This window comes from Aeromonas sp. AE23HZ002T15 (genome assembly GCF_054165525.2).
In genome coordinates this window covers 3,701,729-3,716,638 of sequence record NZ_CM201342.1, presented here as the reverse complement: position 1 = coordinate 3,716,638, position 14,910 = coordinate 3,701,729, and the positions used below count along the sequence as shown (strand labels likewise).

The window sequence follows — 14,910 nt, the reverse complement described above, 5'->3', positions numbered from 1 at the left end:
GATCCCCGATCCCGCGATTTAAGAGAGCAAGAGCATGACAACCCTGATGAGTACCCATTCCCTGCAGATGAGTGCGGGGCACCTTCCGTTATTTGACAACCTGGATCTCAGCATCCGCACCGGCGACAAGCTTGGACTTGTCGGCGCCAACGGCTGTGGCAAGAGCACCCTGCTGGCGCTGCTGGCCGGCACGCGTTCCCCCCAGTCCGGCCGGGTTCAGCAGGCAGCCCCCTGCCGCTGCGAGTTCGTGGCCCAGCAACTGCCCGCAAGACTGGCCGCACTCAGTACCCGCGCCGTCTTGTTCGACGCGCTGGCGAACGACCTCACCGCCGAGTGGCAGGTAGACAAGATGCTGACCGAGCTGCAGCTCGGCGAGCAGGCCGAGCTGCCGGTCAGCACCCTGAGCGGTGGCCAGCACAGTCGGCTGCAGATAGGCCGCGCCCTGCTGCGCCAGCCCAATCTGCTGCTGCTCGACGAACCCAGCAACCACCTGGATCTCCCTGCCCTGCTCTGGCTGGAGCAGTTCCTGCTGGGTTGGCGCGGTGCCTTCGTGCTGGTCTCCCACGATGGTCGCCTGCTGGACAGGGTCACCAGCGAGACCCTGATACTGCGGGACGGTGCGATCCATCGCTTCGCCCTCCCCTGCAGCCGGGCCAGGGCGGCCCTGGCCGCCGAGGATGAGCAGGCACGCCTGCGCCGGGCCGACGAGCAGAAGGAGATAGACCGCCTGAGCGCCAGCAGCAAGCGCCTCGCCATCTGGGGACGGGAGCATGACAACGAGAAGCTGGTGCGTCAGGCCAAGTCCATGGAGAAGCGGATAGCCCGCCTGCAGGAGGAGCAGAGCCGGGTCGCCACCCTGTCCCCCTGGCGCCTCGAGCTGCACGGGCTGAGCCTGCCCGCCGACACCCTGCTGCGGCTGACGGCCCTGGACATCAGCCCGGCCCCCGGCTTGCCGCCCCTGCTGCGGGCCGAGGATCTCTGGCTGCGGGCCGGTGACAGGGTCGCCCTGCTCGGTGCCAACGGCACCGGCAAGTCCTCCCTGCTGCGCCAGTGCTGGCGCGATCTGGCCTCCCAGACCCCGGAGGCGGGCTGGTACTGCCATCCCGGCGCCAGCATCGCCTATTACGATCAGTCCCTGCAGCAGCTGGACGGGGACGCCACCCTGAGCAACGCCCTCTACCCCCTGGCCCCCCTGCCGGAGGTGACGCTGCGCCAGGCGCTGATCCGGGCGGGCTTCCCCTACGGCCGCCATGGCCAGAAGGTGGCCACCCTGAGCGGGGGCGAGCGGGCCAGGCTGCTGTTTCTCGCCCTGTCGCTGGGCAGCCACCACATGCTCTGGCTCGACGAGCCCACCAACCACCTGGATCTGGCGGGCAAGGAGGAGCTGGCAGAGGCCATTGCCGCCTTCCCGGGGGGCGTGCTGCTGGTCTCCCACGATCGGGAGCTCATCGAGCGCAGCTGCAACCGCTTCTGGCTCATCAAGGCGGGGCGGATTGTGGAGGCCCACAGCGCCGAGCGGGCCTATGCCGAACTGCTCGGCGATGAGCCGCCTGTCCCGGGGGCAAACCCTGTGACCGCGAGTCCGGCCCGGCCGCAAGCCAACGCCGATGACGAGGAGACGCAACTGGCACGTTGGTACGAGCTGGAAGCCCTGCTCGCCGCCGATCTGGCCCGCAAGCCCAGGCACCAGACTCCGCGCCTGCAGCAGAGCTGGCGCGACGAGCTGGCAAGGCTGGCCGGCCTGCTGGGACTCTCCGGGACATGAGCCCGGTTCTTATCCACCCCTTCAGCGGCCAGCCAAGGCTGGCCGCAAGGAGCATCCCATGACTTTACCAACAGGGCCTGAAGTCAGGCTCGATCCCGTCGCCGATGCCGATCTGCCCCACATCTATCGCGGCCTGTCGGATCCCGGGGTCATCAAGTATTACGGCGTCAGCTATGACAGCCTGGCGGCCTGTCAGGCCCAGATGGCCTGGTACGCCGACCGGATCCGCACCGGAAGCGGTGCCTGGCATCTCATTCGCTGCCGGCGCACGGGGGAACCGCTGGGAGCCATCGGCTACAACGGCGTCGACCCGGCGCACAAACGGGCCGAGCTCGGTTACTGGCTCTACCCCGAGCATTGGGGCAAGGGAATGATGAGCGCGGCGCTCGGGCTATGGCTCCCCCTCGTCTATGGCACCACGGACCTCCATCGGCTGCTGGCGGTGGTGGAGGAGCCGAACAGCCGCTCCGCCCGCCTGCTCGAGCGGGCCGGCTTTCGCTACGAGGGCACGGCGCGCGAATGCGAGCGCAAGGGGGATGGCTTCATCTCCCTGCACCACTACGCCCTCTTGCGCAGCGATCTCGCCCCGTCCGCCGACTAGCAAAAAGCCCCGCATATGCGGGGCTTTTCTCATTCAGAGGCAGGCTTATTTGATGGCGCAAGGATCGTCGCCGGAGACACGACGACGATGGCGGCGCCACAGGGAGAAACCGCCATAGAGGGCGCTCAGCAGCACCGCATAGAGCACCTCGGAGGCGAGCGCCACCAGCACCAGGGCGCAGAGCAGCACGCTCAGCCCCGCCAGCCCCTTGCCCGCGCCGCCGAGCAGGCGCCAGCCCGCCGCCATGCAGAGCAGATAGACCAGCACGAAGTTGCCGTTGGCGTAACGGATGAGGGCATCCAGCGGCAGCCTGAGCCAGAGGATCAGGGTGATGGAGACGAGGCAGATGGCGAGCACCCAGCACAGGGCGTTCAGGGGCGCACCCCGGGCGGACAGCTTTGAAAGGGAGGCGGGCAGCTTGCCTTCCCGTGCCATGCTCCAGATGAGGCGTGCAAACCCCTGCAGGTAGATGTTGATGCTGGCGAAGCAGGAGAGGTAGCCGAGTATGGCCACCAGCCACTTGGCGGTGGGGCCGAACAGCAGGGAGAGCAGGGCCGGGATGGCGGTGGCATTCTTCGCCTCGTCCCCGTACAGGCCGTATTTAAGCACCACCAGGGAGTGGATCCAGTAGATGAGACCCGCCAGCAGCACGCCACCGAGCAGAGCGATGGGATAGTCCCGCTCCGGCCGCTTGAACTCCTCCCCCATGTGGGCGAAGGCCTCGAGCCCCACGAAACACCAGAACATCACCGCCAGCGCCGTGCCCATGGCGGGCCACTCGCTCGCCGTTGGCAAGGGCTGGGCCGCGTCGCGCCAGCTGATCTCCCCCTTGACGCCGATGAGCAGGGTCAGCCCCAGTATGGCAAGAGCGATGAGCAGTTGCAGGTTGCCGGAGGAGCGCGCCCCCCTCAGGCCGAGCAGGAAGACCCCGAGCAGGGTCAGCAGCTGGATGGCCCAGAGGGTCCACTCCCCCAATTCGAACAGGGAGTGCCAGAAGCCGGCGGCTATGGTGAGGGCCGCGGGCAGACCCACCGGCAGCACCGCCAGGAACAGGAAGGCGGAGAAGCGCTCGGCGCCGTTGCCAAAGGCCAGCCCGATGAGGTGGGGGGCGCCTCCCGCATGGGGATAGCGGCGTCCGAGGCGGGCGAAGGTGAAGGCGATGGGCAGCACCAGCACGATGAGCAACACCCAGGCCCAGAGTGACGCCCCCCCCGCCAGCGAGGCCGCCGTCGCCGGCACCACGAAGATCCCCGTGCCGAGCAGGGAGGTGGCGAGCAGCCCCATCCCCTGCCAGAGCCCCAACTCTTGCTTTAACGTCGACATGTCCCTTTGTCCGAAGTGAAAAACCGCTCACCATGGTAGGCCCCTGATGCGGCTTTGTTAAGCATTCGTGCATATAAAAAAGGGCCGCCTCTATTGAGGCGGCCCTTTCGCGGGGATGAACCCTTGTTATCAGGCAATCAGCTTGTAGATGATACCGGACATGGCGATCAGGCCGATGATGGTCACGAAGCCGTTGCTGAGGTTGCCGGCGTACTTGCGCATGGCGGGCACCTTGGTGATGGCGTACATCGGCATCAGGAACAGCAGCATGGCGATGATGGGGCCGCCCAGATCTTCGATCATGCCGAGGATGCTCGGGTTGATGGTGGCGATGGCCCAGGTGGTCAGGATCATGAAGACCGCGGTCACCTTGTTCAGCTGCTTGACGTCGACGTTCTTGCCCTTCTCACGCAGGGACTTGGCCATCAGGCCGTTCATGCCCTCTTGCGCACCCAGGTAGTGACCCAGGAAGGACTTGCTGATGGCGACCATGGCGATCAGCGGAGCCACGGTGGCGATCACCGGGTTGTCGAAGTGGTTCGCCAGGTAGGACAGGATGGAGATGTTCTGCTCCTTGGCCGCCGCTAGGTCCGCCGGGGAGAGGCTCAGCACGCAGCTGAACACGAAGAACATGACGGTCATGACCATCATGACGTGAGCGCCCAGCAGGATGTTGCTGCACTTCTTCTCGGCACCTTCACCGTAACGACCCTTGTTGTCCACCGCGAAGGAGGAGATGATCGGGGAGTGGTTGAAGGAGAACACCATCACCGGGATCGCCAGCCACAGGGTCTTGATGAAGTCACCGTTGAAGGCGTCGGACAGCGCCGGGGCTTCGGTGATGATGGCACCGTTCCAGTGCGGGATCAGGTAGAGCGCCAGGCCCATCAGGGTGATCACGAAGGGGAACACCAGCACGCTCATCGCCTTGACGATGACCTGGCCGCCGAGGCGAACGATCGCCATCAGGCCCAGGATCAGCACCAGCGACAGGATGGCACGGGGGGGCGCAGTCATGCCCAGCTGGTGCACCATCAGGCTCTCCACCGTGTTGGTGATGGCGACCGAGTACATCAGCAGGATCGGGTAGATGGCGAAGAAGTAGAGCAGGGTGATGAACTTGCCTGCGGTCTTGCCGAAGTGCTCTTCCACGACTTCGGTGATGTCACCGTCGCGGGTGGAGCCGGACAGCACGAAGCGGGTCAGGCCGCGGTGTGCGAAGAAGGTGAGCGGCAGTGCCAGGATCAACATGGCCACCAGCGGCCAGAGGCCACCGACACCGGCGTTGATCGGCAGGAAGAGGACACCGGCACCGATGGCGGTACCGTACAGGCCCAGCATCCAGACCACATCGGCCTTGTTGATGCCACGGGAAGACGCGTTACTGGCTAAGCTGCCTTCTACTGCAATGTTCATGTCAGACATAGGGATATTCCTGTCATCAAGGAAAGTGGGATCTCGTTGTTTATTGGCCACCTGGCCGGTTCCACATCCCTGGAACTGCTGCTGTTCATCCCTGTCATCATCTCCTCATGCCGTGCTGACCTGGCCACCACTCCCTGTGACAACCAAATTGCAACATCTTGCGGCATGACATCCTGAACCTGATTGCGGCGCCCGCCTGCCGTAACAACCTGGCAACGCACACCTCATCCGATGAGCCGACTCTAAATAAACACCCCTATTAATCACAGCGTTTTTTTGAATTAATCAACCAAAGTTTGACTATGGTCGCCTTTCGGACGCGTCAGCTCACATTTTGAGTCCCAAAATGTTAGTATTTTTTAACAATTCAAATTTGTTTCAATAGATTCCAATACTTAGTGGCAGATACAAATTCGTTACATCCCCGGTTCTGCCCCCCGATTGTGCCCGCCTCGCCCTTGGCGTACCCTTGGTGCTCGCCCTTTTTTCACCGAGCCATATGACTATCACCCGCACCGATCTCGCGGAATTGGCGGTGTTTGCCGCCGTCGCCCGCCACCGCAGTTTCAGCAAGGCCGCCCTCGAACTCGGGGTTTCCGCCTCGGCGATCAGCCACAGCCTGAAGGGACTGGAGCACCGCCTGGGAACTCGGCTGCTCAATCGCAGCACCCGGGCCGTGGTGCCGACCGATGCGGGAGAACGGCTGCTGGCCCAGCTGTTGCCGACCCTGAGCCAACTGGAGGGGGCGCTCCAGGAGCTGACTCGCCACAGCGACGAGCCCGTCGGGCGCCTCAAGATCTGCGGGCCCAGGGCCGCCATCCAGGAGCTGCTGACCCCGGTGCTCATCGACTATCTGGAGCGCTACCCGCGCATGCAGGTGGAGGTGGTGGAGCAGGAGCTGGTGCCCCGCCTCATCGAGGATGGGTTTGATGCCGCCCTCTTCTACGGGGATCTGCTGCCCAAGGAGATGATCGCCGTGCCCCTCGGCGCCCAGCAGCGCTACCTGGTGGTGGGTTCACCCGCCTATCTGGCGGCCCGCGGAATTCCCCTGCATCCGAGTGAGCTGAGCCAGCACGACTGCATTGGCTATCGGCTCACCCCGCACCACCACTATCGCTGGGCCTTCGCCGCCGACGACAAGCTGCTGGAGATAGAGGTGAGCGGGCCGCTGACCACCAGCACTCCGGCACTCTATCTGGGGGCGGCCGAGGCGGGGCTGGGGCTGGCCTACTGTCTGGAGGAAGAAGTAAGCGAGGCGCTGGCGGCGGGCAGGTTGCAGAGCGTGCTGGACGACTGGAGCCCGAGCTTTGCCGGCTTCAACCTCGTGTATCCCAGCCGGCATCAGCTGGGCAGCGGCCTGCGGGCCCTGATCGACATGCTGAAGGAACACCACAGATTGCGTTGATTAATGAATAACATTCATCAATTCATCAAATACAAGCCGGATTATCCACGAAATAATATTAATCTAGACTGTCTGCTCGAACATTGAACGCATCTCGAGAACAGATATGTCCGCCTACTTCAGCCTGCGCCAACGGGCCATGACCCGTCGCTTCTGGGGCTACGCCCTCCCCTCCATCCTCGCCATGCTGGTCTCCGGCGCCTATTACCTGGTGGATGGCATCTTCGTCGGCCACTACGTGGGGGCCGCTGGCCTCGCCGGCATCAACCTGGTCTACCCCGTCATCATGGTGCTCATCGGCCTCGCCGCCATGATCGCCATGGGGGCAGCTACCCTCATCTCCTTCCAGCAGGGAGCCAGGAACCTGGCGCTGGCACGCCAGGGGCTGGTCAACGCCCTCTGGCTGCTGGTGCTGCTCGGGGTGCTGGCCCCGTTGCTGCTGCACCGCTGGCACATCGATATCCTGCTGCTGCTCGGGATAGAACAGGGCAGCGAGACCTGGCAGCAGGCCAGCGACTACCTGACCTGGATAGGGGGTGGCACCCTGCTGCTCGCCGGCAACCTCGCCGTCCCCTACCTGCTGCGCAACGACGGCCGCCCTCGCCTCGCCATGGTGCTGGTCAGCGGCGGCGCCGTGCTCAACATCCTGCTCAACTACATCATGGTCGGCCGGCTCGGGCTCGGGCTGACGGGCACGGCCCAGGCGACCCTGATGGCCGAGGGGGTGGTCTGCCTGCTGGGGCTCGGCTACTTCTTCACCCCTTATGCCCGGCTGCGCCTCTCCTGGCGCCAGCTGCTGCCCGCCTTGCCGGCCATGCCGAACCTGCTGTTCACCGGCCTGCCGAGCCTCATCGCCCAGTTCAACCTCGGGCTCCTGCTGATGCTGCACAACAGCCAGCTGATGGTGTACGGCTCGGTCAAGGATCTGGCGGGCTTCACCGTGGCCGGCTACACCGAGGCGGTGTTCATCGTGGTGCTGCAGGGGCTGGCGTTCGGCATCCAGCCCCTGGTCAGCCAGGCGGCGGGGGCCAAGCGCCATCGCGACCTCAAGTTCCTGATGGAGATGGGGCTCAAGATCACACTCGTCTACGGCATGCTGGTCTGGCTGCTGATCCAGCTGCTGCCCCGCCAGGTAGCCATGCTCTATACCGGCGATCAGGATCCCGAGCTGCTGGCCGCCGCCATGGGCAGCCTGACCCTGAACCTCGGCGCCATTCCGCTGGAGGGGATCATCATGTTCGGCATAGTGCTGCTGCAGGCCATGGCCCGCACCCGCCAGGCCCTGCTCATCTCCATCGCCAAGACCCTGCTGCTGCTGCCGCTCATCTTCCTGCTGCCGCTCTGGTGGGGCCGGGATGGCGTGCTGCTGGCCCAGCCCACCACGGTACTGCTGCTGGCTCCCCCCCTGTGCTGGCTGTTGTGGCGGGAGTGGAAACACCTGGCACAGGCCTGCGCCCCCCTAGTGCAAGGCCGCCGCGCCCGTCCCTCGGCGGCGCTGCTGGCCCGCCGCGTTAGCTAGCGAGACACGAACGCTAGCGGGTTATAAGCGGGTGGCGCGGGTGCGAATGTGGGGCTCGGCCAGCGCCTCCTGGGCGGCCACCAGCTGCAGCTCAGATGCCCGCTCCAGCCAGGTGCGGGCCAGCACCGCATCCACGCTGGCGTTGGTGAGCTCGAACGCGGTCACGGGATCGCAACCCGCCAGCAGATTGGCCAGCATGGTGGCACTCAGCAGGTCCCCCACCCCAATGGGTTGGCGCCGGAAGGCATAGAGGGGGCGGGAGATATGAAAGGCTCCCTGCGCGCACACCAGCACCATCTCGAACCGGTCCAGGCTGAAGGCCGCCCGCCCCAGATGCTTGACCATCACCAGCCTGGGTCCCTGGGCTCGCAACTGTTCGCAGGCTGCCAGCACCTCGGCGAGGTTGTCTATGGTCCGGCCGGTGAGCTGCTCCAGTTCCAGCAGGTTGGGGGCCAGCATGTCGGCCGCGGCCAGGGCCCGTGTCCTGAAGAATGCCGAGACCCCGGGGGCGACGATGCACCCCTTGTCCGGATGGCCCATGACGGGATCGCAGAAATAGAGGGCTCGGGGGTTGAGCGCCTTGAGATGCGCCACCGCCGCCAGTATCTCCTCCCCCTGCTCAGCCGAGCCGAGGTAGCCGCTCAATATGCCGTCGCACTGCCTCAGGACACCGATGTCGGCGAGGCCCGTCATCAGCTCGCCGATATGGCCGTCCGGCATCCGCATCCCCTGCCACCCCTCCCTGTACTGGGTGTGATTGGAAAATTGCACCGTGTTGATGGGCCATACCTCTATGCCCATTCGCCGCATGGGGAAGACGGCGGCACTGTTGCCGGCACAGCCGAACACCACGTGGGACTGGATGGATAACACTCGTTTCATGTCAGCGCACTCGTAACAAGGGGTCAATTTTGCGGGAAAAAAACGGGCCTCTCGGCCCGTTGTCGTCACTCTTGATTAACGCAGCACCTTGACGGTGTAGCTGCCATCGGTCTGGCGGTAGAGACCGTGGATGTCGGTCTCGAAGCCCGGGTAGTGGGCCCCGATCTCGCACAGCATCTCCAGGAACTCCAGCACGGGGCGGGAGGCGGCGGTCACCATCTCGCCCGGCAGTACCAGCGGCACTCCCGGCGGGTAGGGCAGTATCATGTTGGCGCTGATGCGATCCACCATGTCACGCAGCGGCACCTCCTCCACGTTGCCGGCCAGCTCCTGCTGCCAGGCCAGGTGCGGGGTCATCTTCATCTCCGGCAGCACGTCGAACGCCTTGAACATCAGCTCCGGCAGGCGGTACTTGCGGGTCAGCTCGTGGATGGCCTGGGCCAGGCCCTGGATCCGCATGCCCTCGTAGAAGGCGGGATCCTCGCGATAGAGCTCCGGCAGCATGCTCTTGATGGTGAGGTTGAGATCATAGCCGCGCTTGAACTCGGTCAGGGCGCGCAGCAGCTGCATCGCCTTGGACTGATCGATACCGATGGAGAACAGGAACAGCAGGTTGTAGGGACCTGTCTTCTCCACCACTATGCCGCGCTCGTCCAGGAACTTGGCCACCAGGGAGGCCGGGATGCCGCTCTCGAGCAACTGACCGTCGCGGCCCATGCCCGGGGTCAGCAGGGTGACCTTGATGGGATCCAGGTACATGTGGTCGTCGTCGATGTCCTTGAAGCCGTGCCAGTCATCCTTCGGATCCAGCTTCCAGCACTCGGCGCCGTCGATGTGATCCGGCTGCCAGACGTCGAAGAACCAACCCTCACTCTCGGTACGCAGTCGCTTGATCTCCTTGCGGAAGGAGATGGCGCGATCGATGGAGTCCTTGATCAGGCGCTTGCCGGTGTTGCCACGCATCATGGCGGCAGAGATCTCGGTGGACGCCACGATGCCGTACTGCGGCGAGGTGGAGGTGTGCATCATGAAGGCTTCGTTGAAGGTCTCCTCCTCCACGTCACCCTTGATGTGGATCATCGAGGCCTGGGAGAAGGCCGCCAGCAGCTTGTGGGTGGACTGGGTCTCGTAGACCACCTTGCCCGGGATGGCGTCGCCGCTCATGCCGCACTTGCCTTCATAGATGGGGCTGAAGTTGGTGTAGGGCACCCAGGCGCTGTCGAAGTGGATGTAGGGGGTGTCCAGGGTCTCTTTGATGAAGCCGGTGTTGTAGAGCAGGCCGTCGTAGGTGGAGTTGGTCACCACGGCGTAGCGCGGCGCCTTGGCACCTGGGGTGGCGGCAACTTTAGCGGCGATGGTCTCGCGGCTGAACTCGCTCTGGGGTATGCCCCCCAGGATGCCGTAGGCGTTGCGGGTCGGACGGAAGTAGATGGGAGTCACGTCGTTCATCATCATCAGATGGGTGAGGGACTTGTGACAGTTGCGATCCACCAGCACTGTGCTGCCCGCCGGCGCCGAGAACATGCCGACTATCTTGTTGGCGGTGGAGGTGCCGTTGGTGACTATGTAGGAGCGATCCGCGTTGAAGGTGCGGGCGATGTACTCCTCGGCCTCCTTGTGGGGACCGGAGTGATCCAGCAGGGAGCCAAGCTCCGGCATGGAGATGGAGACATCAGCCTTGAAGGCGTTGGGGCCGTAGAAGTCATAGAAGATGCTGCCGGCCGGGCTCATCTGGAAGGCGGTGCCGCCCATGTGACCCGGAGTACAGAAGGTGTACTTGCCCTCTTCCACGTACTTGAACAGCGCCTTGGTGAAGGGGGGCAGGATGGCGTCCTGATACTCGTCGGTGGCCTGGGCCATCTTGAGGCAGATGTCGTCCGCCATGCCGAGGCGGTACTCGAAGAAGTGCACGTTCAGGCGCAGGTCGGTCAGGTGAATGTCCAGGGTGGACTGGTCGTTGGCGAAGGCGAAGATCGGCAGCTTCTCGTTGCGATCGTGGATCTCCTTGCACAGACCCAGGGAATACTTGTCCCAGTCGAAGATGGCGCCGCAGACACGGGGGTTCTTCTCGATGAGCTTCAGCAGATCGGCCACGTCGACCGGGTAGACGACCTCAAAGCCCTTGCGCTCGAGGGAGGCTTGCAGCTGGCGGATGGGCTCTTCTTTGAAGAACACGCCGAGGTGGTTGAGGATGGCAATGATATTCATCTTGATGCTCCACACGTGATGGGGCGCTCTCCATCAGAGATGGTGAGTGGAGAGCGCTCGGAAAAGGGAAAACGGAATTAGTGGCTGGTCTGCTCTTTGAGCAGGGAGTCGTGCTGACGCAGACCCTGTTTTTTGGCGTAGAACATCAGGATGATGAGCGACACCACGAAGGTGGCCGTGAGGTTGGAGCCCTTGGCTCCCATCAGCGCCACCAGGCAGAAGACGCAGGCGACACCGGAGAAGATCATGGCGCCCAGGTTGCGGGAGGTCATGCCCTCGAAGCGGATGAGGTTAATGCTGGAGTAGAAGTAAGGCAGCATGGTCAGCAGCACAGCGTCGGTAGTCAGCACGTTGAACAGGTCGGCGGCGTGGGCGGACTGGGAGGTGAAGGCGGTCAGCACCACCATCAGCGCCGTCATCATCAGGGACGCCAGGATCAGCCCCTTTCTCGCGACACCGTTCTTGTCCACTTCTCCGTAGATCTTCGGGAAGTTGCCGTCGTGAGCGGCGCGCTTGCCCGCCTCGCCCACCAGCATCATCCAGGAGCCCAGGGAGGTGAAGCAGGCCAGGGCGGTGAAGGCAGACACAAAAGGCGCAGACCAGTTGCCGAAGATGGTGGACGAGGCCATGGCGAAGGGCGCACCGGAGGCGGCCACTTCACCGGCCGGGAACATGCCGCCGATCACCTGGGTGGAGAGGATGTAGATGATGCCGGCGAGGCCTGTACCCAGCATGGTGGCGAGCGGCACGGTGCGCTTGGGGTTCTTCACCATGCCGGAGGAGACGGCGGCAGACTCGACCCCGACGAAAGACCAGAGGCAGATCAGCACGGCGCTGATGACCGCATGGGTGTCGGTGCCACTGGTGGTGTTCCAGTTCTGGCGATAGACGTTCACGTCGAAGTGATCCCAACCGAACACGGCGGTACCCACGACCGGCAGCAGGATCAGCACTAGGCCCAGGGTACAGAGCCGACTCACCCAGCTGCCGCCGAGCAGGTTGACGAAGGTGAAGATCCAGACAGCCGCTATGGTGGCCACGGCCGCCGGGATGGGGTCGTTGAGGATGGGGAAGAAGACGGAGAGGTAGGAGACGCCTGTGATGGCGATGGCCAGGTTGCCTATCCAGTTCGCGTGGTAGTAGAGCACACCGGTCTGGAAGCCGAACACCGGGGAGATCTCGCCGGCATAGGCGATGGGGCCCCCCTCCTGCGGGTTCTTGGTGGCGAGGCGGGCGAAGACGAAGGCCAACCCCATGGCGCCCACCAGGCAGATGGCCCAGCTGAACACAGAAATTGAACCGATCGTGGCCAGGGCGGAAGGCAGCAGTGCGATACCGCTCCCCATCATGTTGCCGGCCACTACACCTGTACAGGCGATAAGGCCGATCTTCTTGCTCGTATCTAGGGACATTGAGAAGCACTCCGGGTCGATAAAAAAGTCGGTCGTCTGGCACGGGTCTGAGGCTGTGCCACCAACGAATGGCCACAGACTAGGCCTCCTCGCCCCGGAAAACATAAGGACCCGCTAAGGGATAAAACCATGAGTGAACTTTTTTGCCCCCTCCCCTGATAATCATAAAACTCATTTAAAAACAGCCATTTGATACATCAATCACTAGTCACCTTGATAAAACCTTGATAACGCCGCCGCCCCCTTGATCCCCCTGACGAGCCCCCATGAGGCGACCTTGATATTTCTCCCTAGCCCCTTGATGGGGAAATGCGCGCCATCTGACCCCTTCCCTCCCGGCTCCCGACCGCAGCTTGACCAGACAACCCCCGTCAATACCCCGCCGACCCGCTCGTCAAGCCCGGGGCGGCTCGCATCAAACGACACAATAGGTGCGCAAAACAGGGCTCAGCAGCATACAAGCGATGAAGAAGTGGCATCAGGTTCCGCCATCGATATGGCAATGGCAGAGCCGGTTGCCCAGAGGGATGAGATACATAGGGTCATCGCCCCCTGAACGGGGCGATAAGTCAGTCATGGGAGCAAGGTCATGAGCAGCCGTGAACCCCGGGGGCTGAGTGTGGAGCCAGCTCGCGACTGAGCGAGTCGTGAGAGCGAGAATGGGGTCGGATCAGAGCGCGGGGATGAGTGGGATGTGAGTGGGGTATGGGAGAGAGCGAAGGAGTGGATAGGGGGAAACGAGCGAAGAACAGGGATTGGGCGACACCGGAGGGCCCCATGATCCAGGCCGCCCGCAGACGGCCTGGATCGATAAGAGGGAGCCTGGGTCACCCCCTCAAAACAGCTTCACCTTGCTCTGACCCAGGGTGTTGAACAGCACGGGCGCCAGCGTCTCCATGTTGCTGTAGAAACCGAGGCGCTGGCAGAGCAGGTAGGTCTGCTCCGTCGCCTCCATCAGGAAGGCCTGGCTGTAGGCATCCCCCGCCACATCGGGGCGACCGTCCAGCTCCGCCAGCTTGCCCCGCAGTATGTGATAGAGCACGGTGCGGCCGCGGCTGGCGGCCTGGGCCAGCAGCCGGTTCGCCTCCTCCTGCTGGCCGGCCAGTATGGCCTGCAGGGTCAGCGCCTCCCACACCCGCGCCGGCAGAACGGCGTCCCCCTGCGCCACGTTCGCCAGATGGGCCCCTATCTGCTGCAGTCGCTCGCTCTGGGGCTGACCGGCCAGGGTGGCCAGCGCCTCCCCCGCCAGATAGCGCTCCGCCAGCAGCAGCGGCTGATCCGGTTGCAACGCCAGGGAGGCGTCGAGCAGCTCGACGCCCCGCTTGAGGGCCACCAGATTCTGCTTGTTGGTGTAGTAGTGGGCCTCCATCAAGGCCATCAGGGCCCCGTCATCCGTGGGCCAGCCCGCACCGGGGGAGGCATCGGGCCGCTCCAGCACCCGCAAGAGATCCTGGCTGCTCGCCTGCAGCACTTCGTGCACGTTGTGGCGGCTGAGCTGGTACTGATGGCTGAACAGCACCCGGTTGGTGTTGAGGTTGCGATACTCCAGATCCAGGTAGGTGCCCCCCGGCTGGCGGGAGACCCGCACGCTCAGCTCCTTGCCGGGGCGGATCCCCCCCATCAGGGCGGTGGCACCGTATTGCACCCGCAGCGGGGTGGCGGCGGCCACCTCCCCCATCAGGGCACGGGTGATGCCGTCGGCGATGCGCACGTTCTCGTTGGTGCCGTCCATGCCGGTGTGGAAGCGAAACACCAGCAGATCGGGATCCAGCATGGAGTGCACCTGGGGGGCCGCATGCTGGTAGCTGAGCAGGCTGACGACGGTGACCAGCAGGGCCACCACGAAGAGATCGAACCCCAACATGCGGCGGCGACTGCGGCCATCTCTGGCGTGGGTCGAGATGGCGCGGGTCAGGGGACCGGCAGGGAAAGGCGTCAGGGTCTGTTCATCGGCAGGGGGGCTGGGATCTGCAGCCGTCGAGGTGATCTCGGGACACGCCTCCCGCTCGGGTTCCGCCATCACCACAGAGACCACCTGCAGCGGGCGCACCGGCGCCACCAGCTTGTAGCCACGCTTGGGGACGGTGACTATGTAGTCGGCGGCGTCGTTGCGACCGTCTTTCAGGATCTTGCGCAACTCGAAGATGGATTGGGTAACCACCTGATCGGTCACTTCGGCGCCGGCCCACACCTCGTTGATCAGGGCGTCGCGGCAGAACACAGTGCCGGCGTGGCTCGCCAGAAACCGCAACAGATTGACCAGCCTGGGCTCGAGGTAGACCTCCCGCTCGGGGCGGCACAGCATGTTGTCGTCGACCCTCAGGGTCCAGTCATGGATCTCAAAAACCGATTCGCTCATGATTCACTCAC

10 protein-coding genes are annotated in these 14,910 nt (G+C 64.1%); 4 read left to right on the top strand and 6 right to left on the bottom strand.

From position 1 onward, the window contains the following. The first annotated feature begins 34 nt into the window (after window positions 1-34). Entirely contained in the window at window positions 35-1,765 is a 1,731-nt protein-coding gene (locus tag ACT5M9_RS17375) for an ABC-F family ATP-binding cassette domain-containing protein (protein WP_457980121.1), read from the top strand. Window positions 1,766-1,823: 58 nt separating this feature from the next. Then, complete coding sequence (locus ACT5M9_RS17370) at window positions 1,824-2,366, top strand: GNAT family N-acetyltransferase (RefSeq protein ID WP_457980122.1); 543 nt, start codon at window positions 1,824-1,826, stop codon at window positions 2,364-2,366. Between the two features lie 45 nt (window positions 2,367-2,411). Here ACT5M9_RS17370 and yjeH read toward each other — a convergent pair whose 3' ends face one another. Further along, window positions 2,412-3,689, bottom strand: coding sequence for an L-methionine/branched-chain amino acid transporter (gene yjeH / locus ACT5M9_RS17365; RefSeq protein ID WP_457980124.1), 1,278 nt, complete (start codon window positions 3,687-3,689; stop codon window positions 2,412-2,414). Between the two features lie 129 nt (window positions 3,690-3,818). Continuing rightward, entirely contained in the window at window positions 3,819-5,114 is a 1,296-nt protein-coding gene (locus ACT5M9_RS17360) for an HAAAP family serine/threonine permease (RefSeq protein ID WP_438550208.1), read from the bottom strand. A 499-nt stretch (window positions 5,115-5,613) separates the two neighbouring features. Here ACT5M9_RS17360 and ACT5M9_RS17355 point away from each other — a divergent pair, with 499 nt between their 5' ends. Together ACT5M9_RS17355 and ACT5M9_RS17350 are read left to right on the top strand one after the other, a co-directional pair. Continuing rightward, the gene (locus tag ACT5M9_RS17355) at window positions 5,614-6,519 is read left to right on the top strand and encodes a LysR substrate-binding domain-containing protein (RefSeq protein ID WP_457980126.1); all 906 of its coding nucleotides are present in this window, start codon (window positions 5,614-5,616) and stop codon (window positions 6,517-6,519) included. Between the two features lie 106 nt (window positions 6,520-6,625). Next, a complete protein-coding gene (locus tag ACT5M9_RS17350) occupies window positions 6,626-8,038 on the top strand; it encodes an MATE family efflux transporter (RefSeq protein WP_457980127.1) in 1,413 nt (470 codons plus the stop codon). Between the two features lie 21 nt (window positions 8,039-8,059). Here ACT5M9_RS17350 and pdxY read toward each other — a convergent pair whose 3' ends face one another. The 4 genes from pdxY to cadC form a co-directional block, all read right to left on the bottom strand. Continuing rightward, window positions 8,060-8,920, bottom strand: a complete 861-nt coding sequence (pdxY, locus tag ACT5M9_RS17345) for a pyridoxal kinase PdxY (protein WP_438550211.1) — start codon at window positions 8,918-8,920, stop codon at window positions 8,060-8,062. Window positions 8,921-8,995: 75 nt separating this feature from the next. Beyond that, window positions 8,996-11,128, bottom strand: coding sequence for a lysine decarboxylase CadA (locus tag ACT5M9_RS17340; protein WP_457980129.1), 2,133 nt, complete (start codon window positions 11,126-11,128; stop codon window positions 8,996-8,998). A 77-nt stretch (window positions 11,129-11,205) separates the two neighbouring features. Then, window positions 11,206-12,540 carry a cadaverine/lysine antiporter gene (gene cadB, locus ACT5M9_RS17335; protein WP_457980131.1) on the bottom strand — a complete coding sequence of 445 codons (1,335 nt, stop codon included), beginning with the start codon at window positions 12,538-12,540 and terminating at the stop codon, window positions 11,206-11,208. Window positions 12,541-13,375: 835 nt separating this feature from the next. Continuing rightward, on the bottom strand, window positions 13,376-14,899 hold the full coding sequence (cadC, locus tag ACT5M9_RS17330; protein ID WP_457980133.1) for a lysine decarboxylation/transport transcriptional activator CadC: 1,524 nt from the start codon (window positions 14,897-14,899) through the stop codon (window positions 13,376-13,378). Between the last annotated feature and the right edge of the window lie 11 nt (window positions 14,900-14,910).

Coding starts and splice junctions, on each gene's coding strand:
- ACT5M9_RS17360 (WP_438550208.1), bottom strand. CDS start 5,114: ATGTCTGACATGAACATTGCAGTAGAAGGCAGCTTAGCCAGTAACGCG.
- ACT5M9_RS17370 (WP_457980122.1), top strand. CDS start 1,824: ATGACTTTACCAACAGGGCCTGAAGTCAGGCTCGATCCCGTCGCCGAT.
- pdxY (WP_438550211.1), bottom strand. CDS start 8,920: ATGAAACGAGTGTTATCCATCCAGTCCCACGTGGTGTTCGGCTGTGCC.
- cadB (WP_457980131.1), bottom strand. CDS start 12,540: ATGTCCCTAGATACGAGCAAGAAGATCGGCCTTATCGCCTGTACAGGT.
- cadC (WP_457980133.1), bottom strand. CDS start 14,899: ATGAGCGAATCGGTTTTTGAGATCCATGACTGGACCCTGAGGGTCGAC.
- ACT5M9_RS17340 (WP_457980129.1), bottom strand. CDS start 11,128: ATGAATATCATTGCCATCCTCAACCACCTCGGCGTGTTCTTCAAAGAA.
- ACT5M9_RS17350 (WP_457980127.1), top strand. CDS start 6,626: ATGTCCGCCTACTTCAGCCTGCGCCAACGGGCCATGACCCGTCGCTTC.
- ACT5M9_RS17355 (WP_457980126.1), top strand. CDS start 5,614: ATGACTATCACCCGCACCGATCTCGCGGAATTGGCGGTGTTTGCCGCC.
- ACT5M9_RS17375 (WP_457980121.1), top strand. CDS start 35: ATGACAACCCTGATGAGTACCCATTCCCTGCAGATGAGTGCGGGGCAC.
- yjeH (WP_457980124.1), bottom strand. CDS start 3,689: ATGTCGACGTTAAAGCAAGAGTTGGGGCTCTGGCAGGGGATGGGGCTG.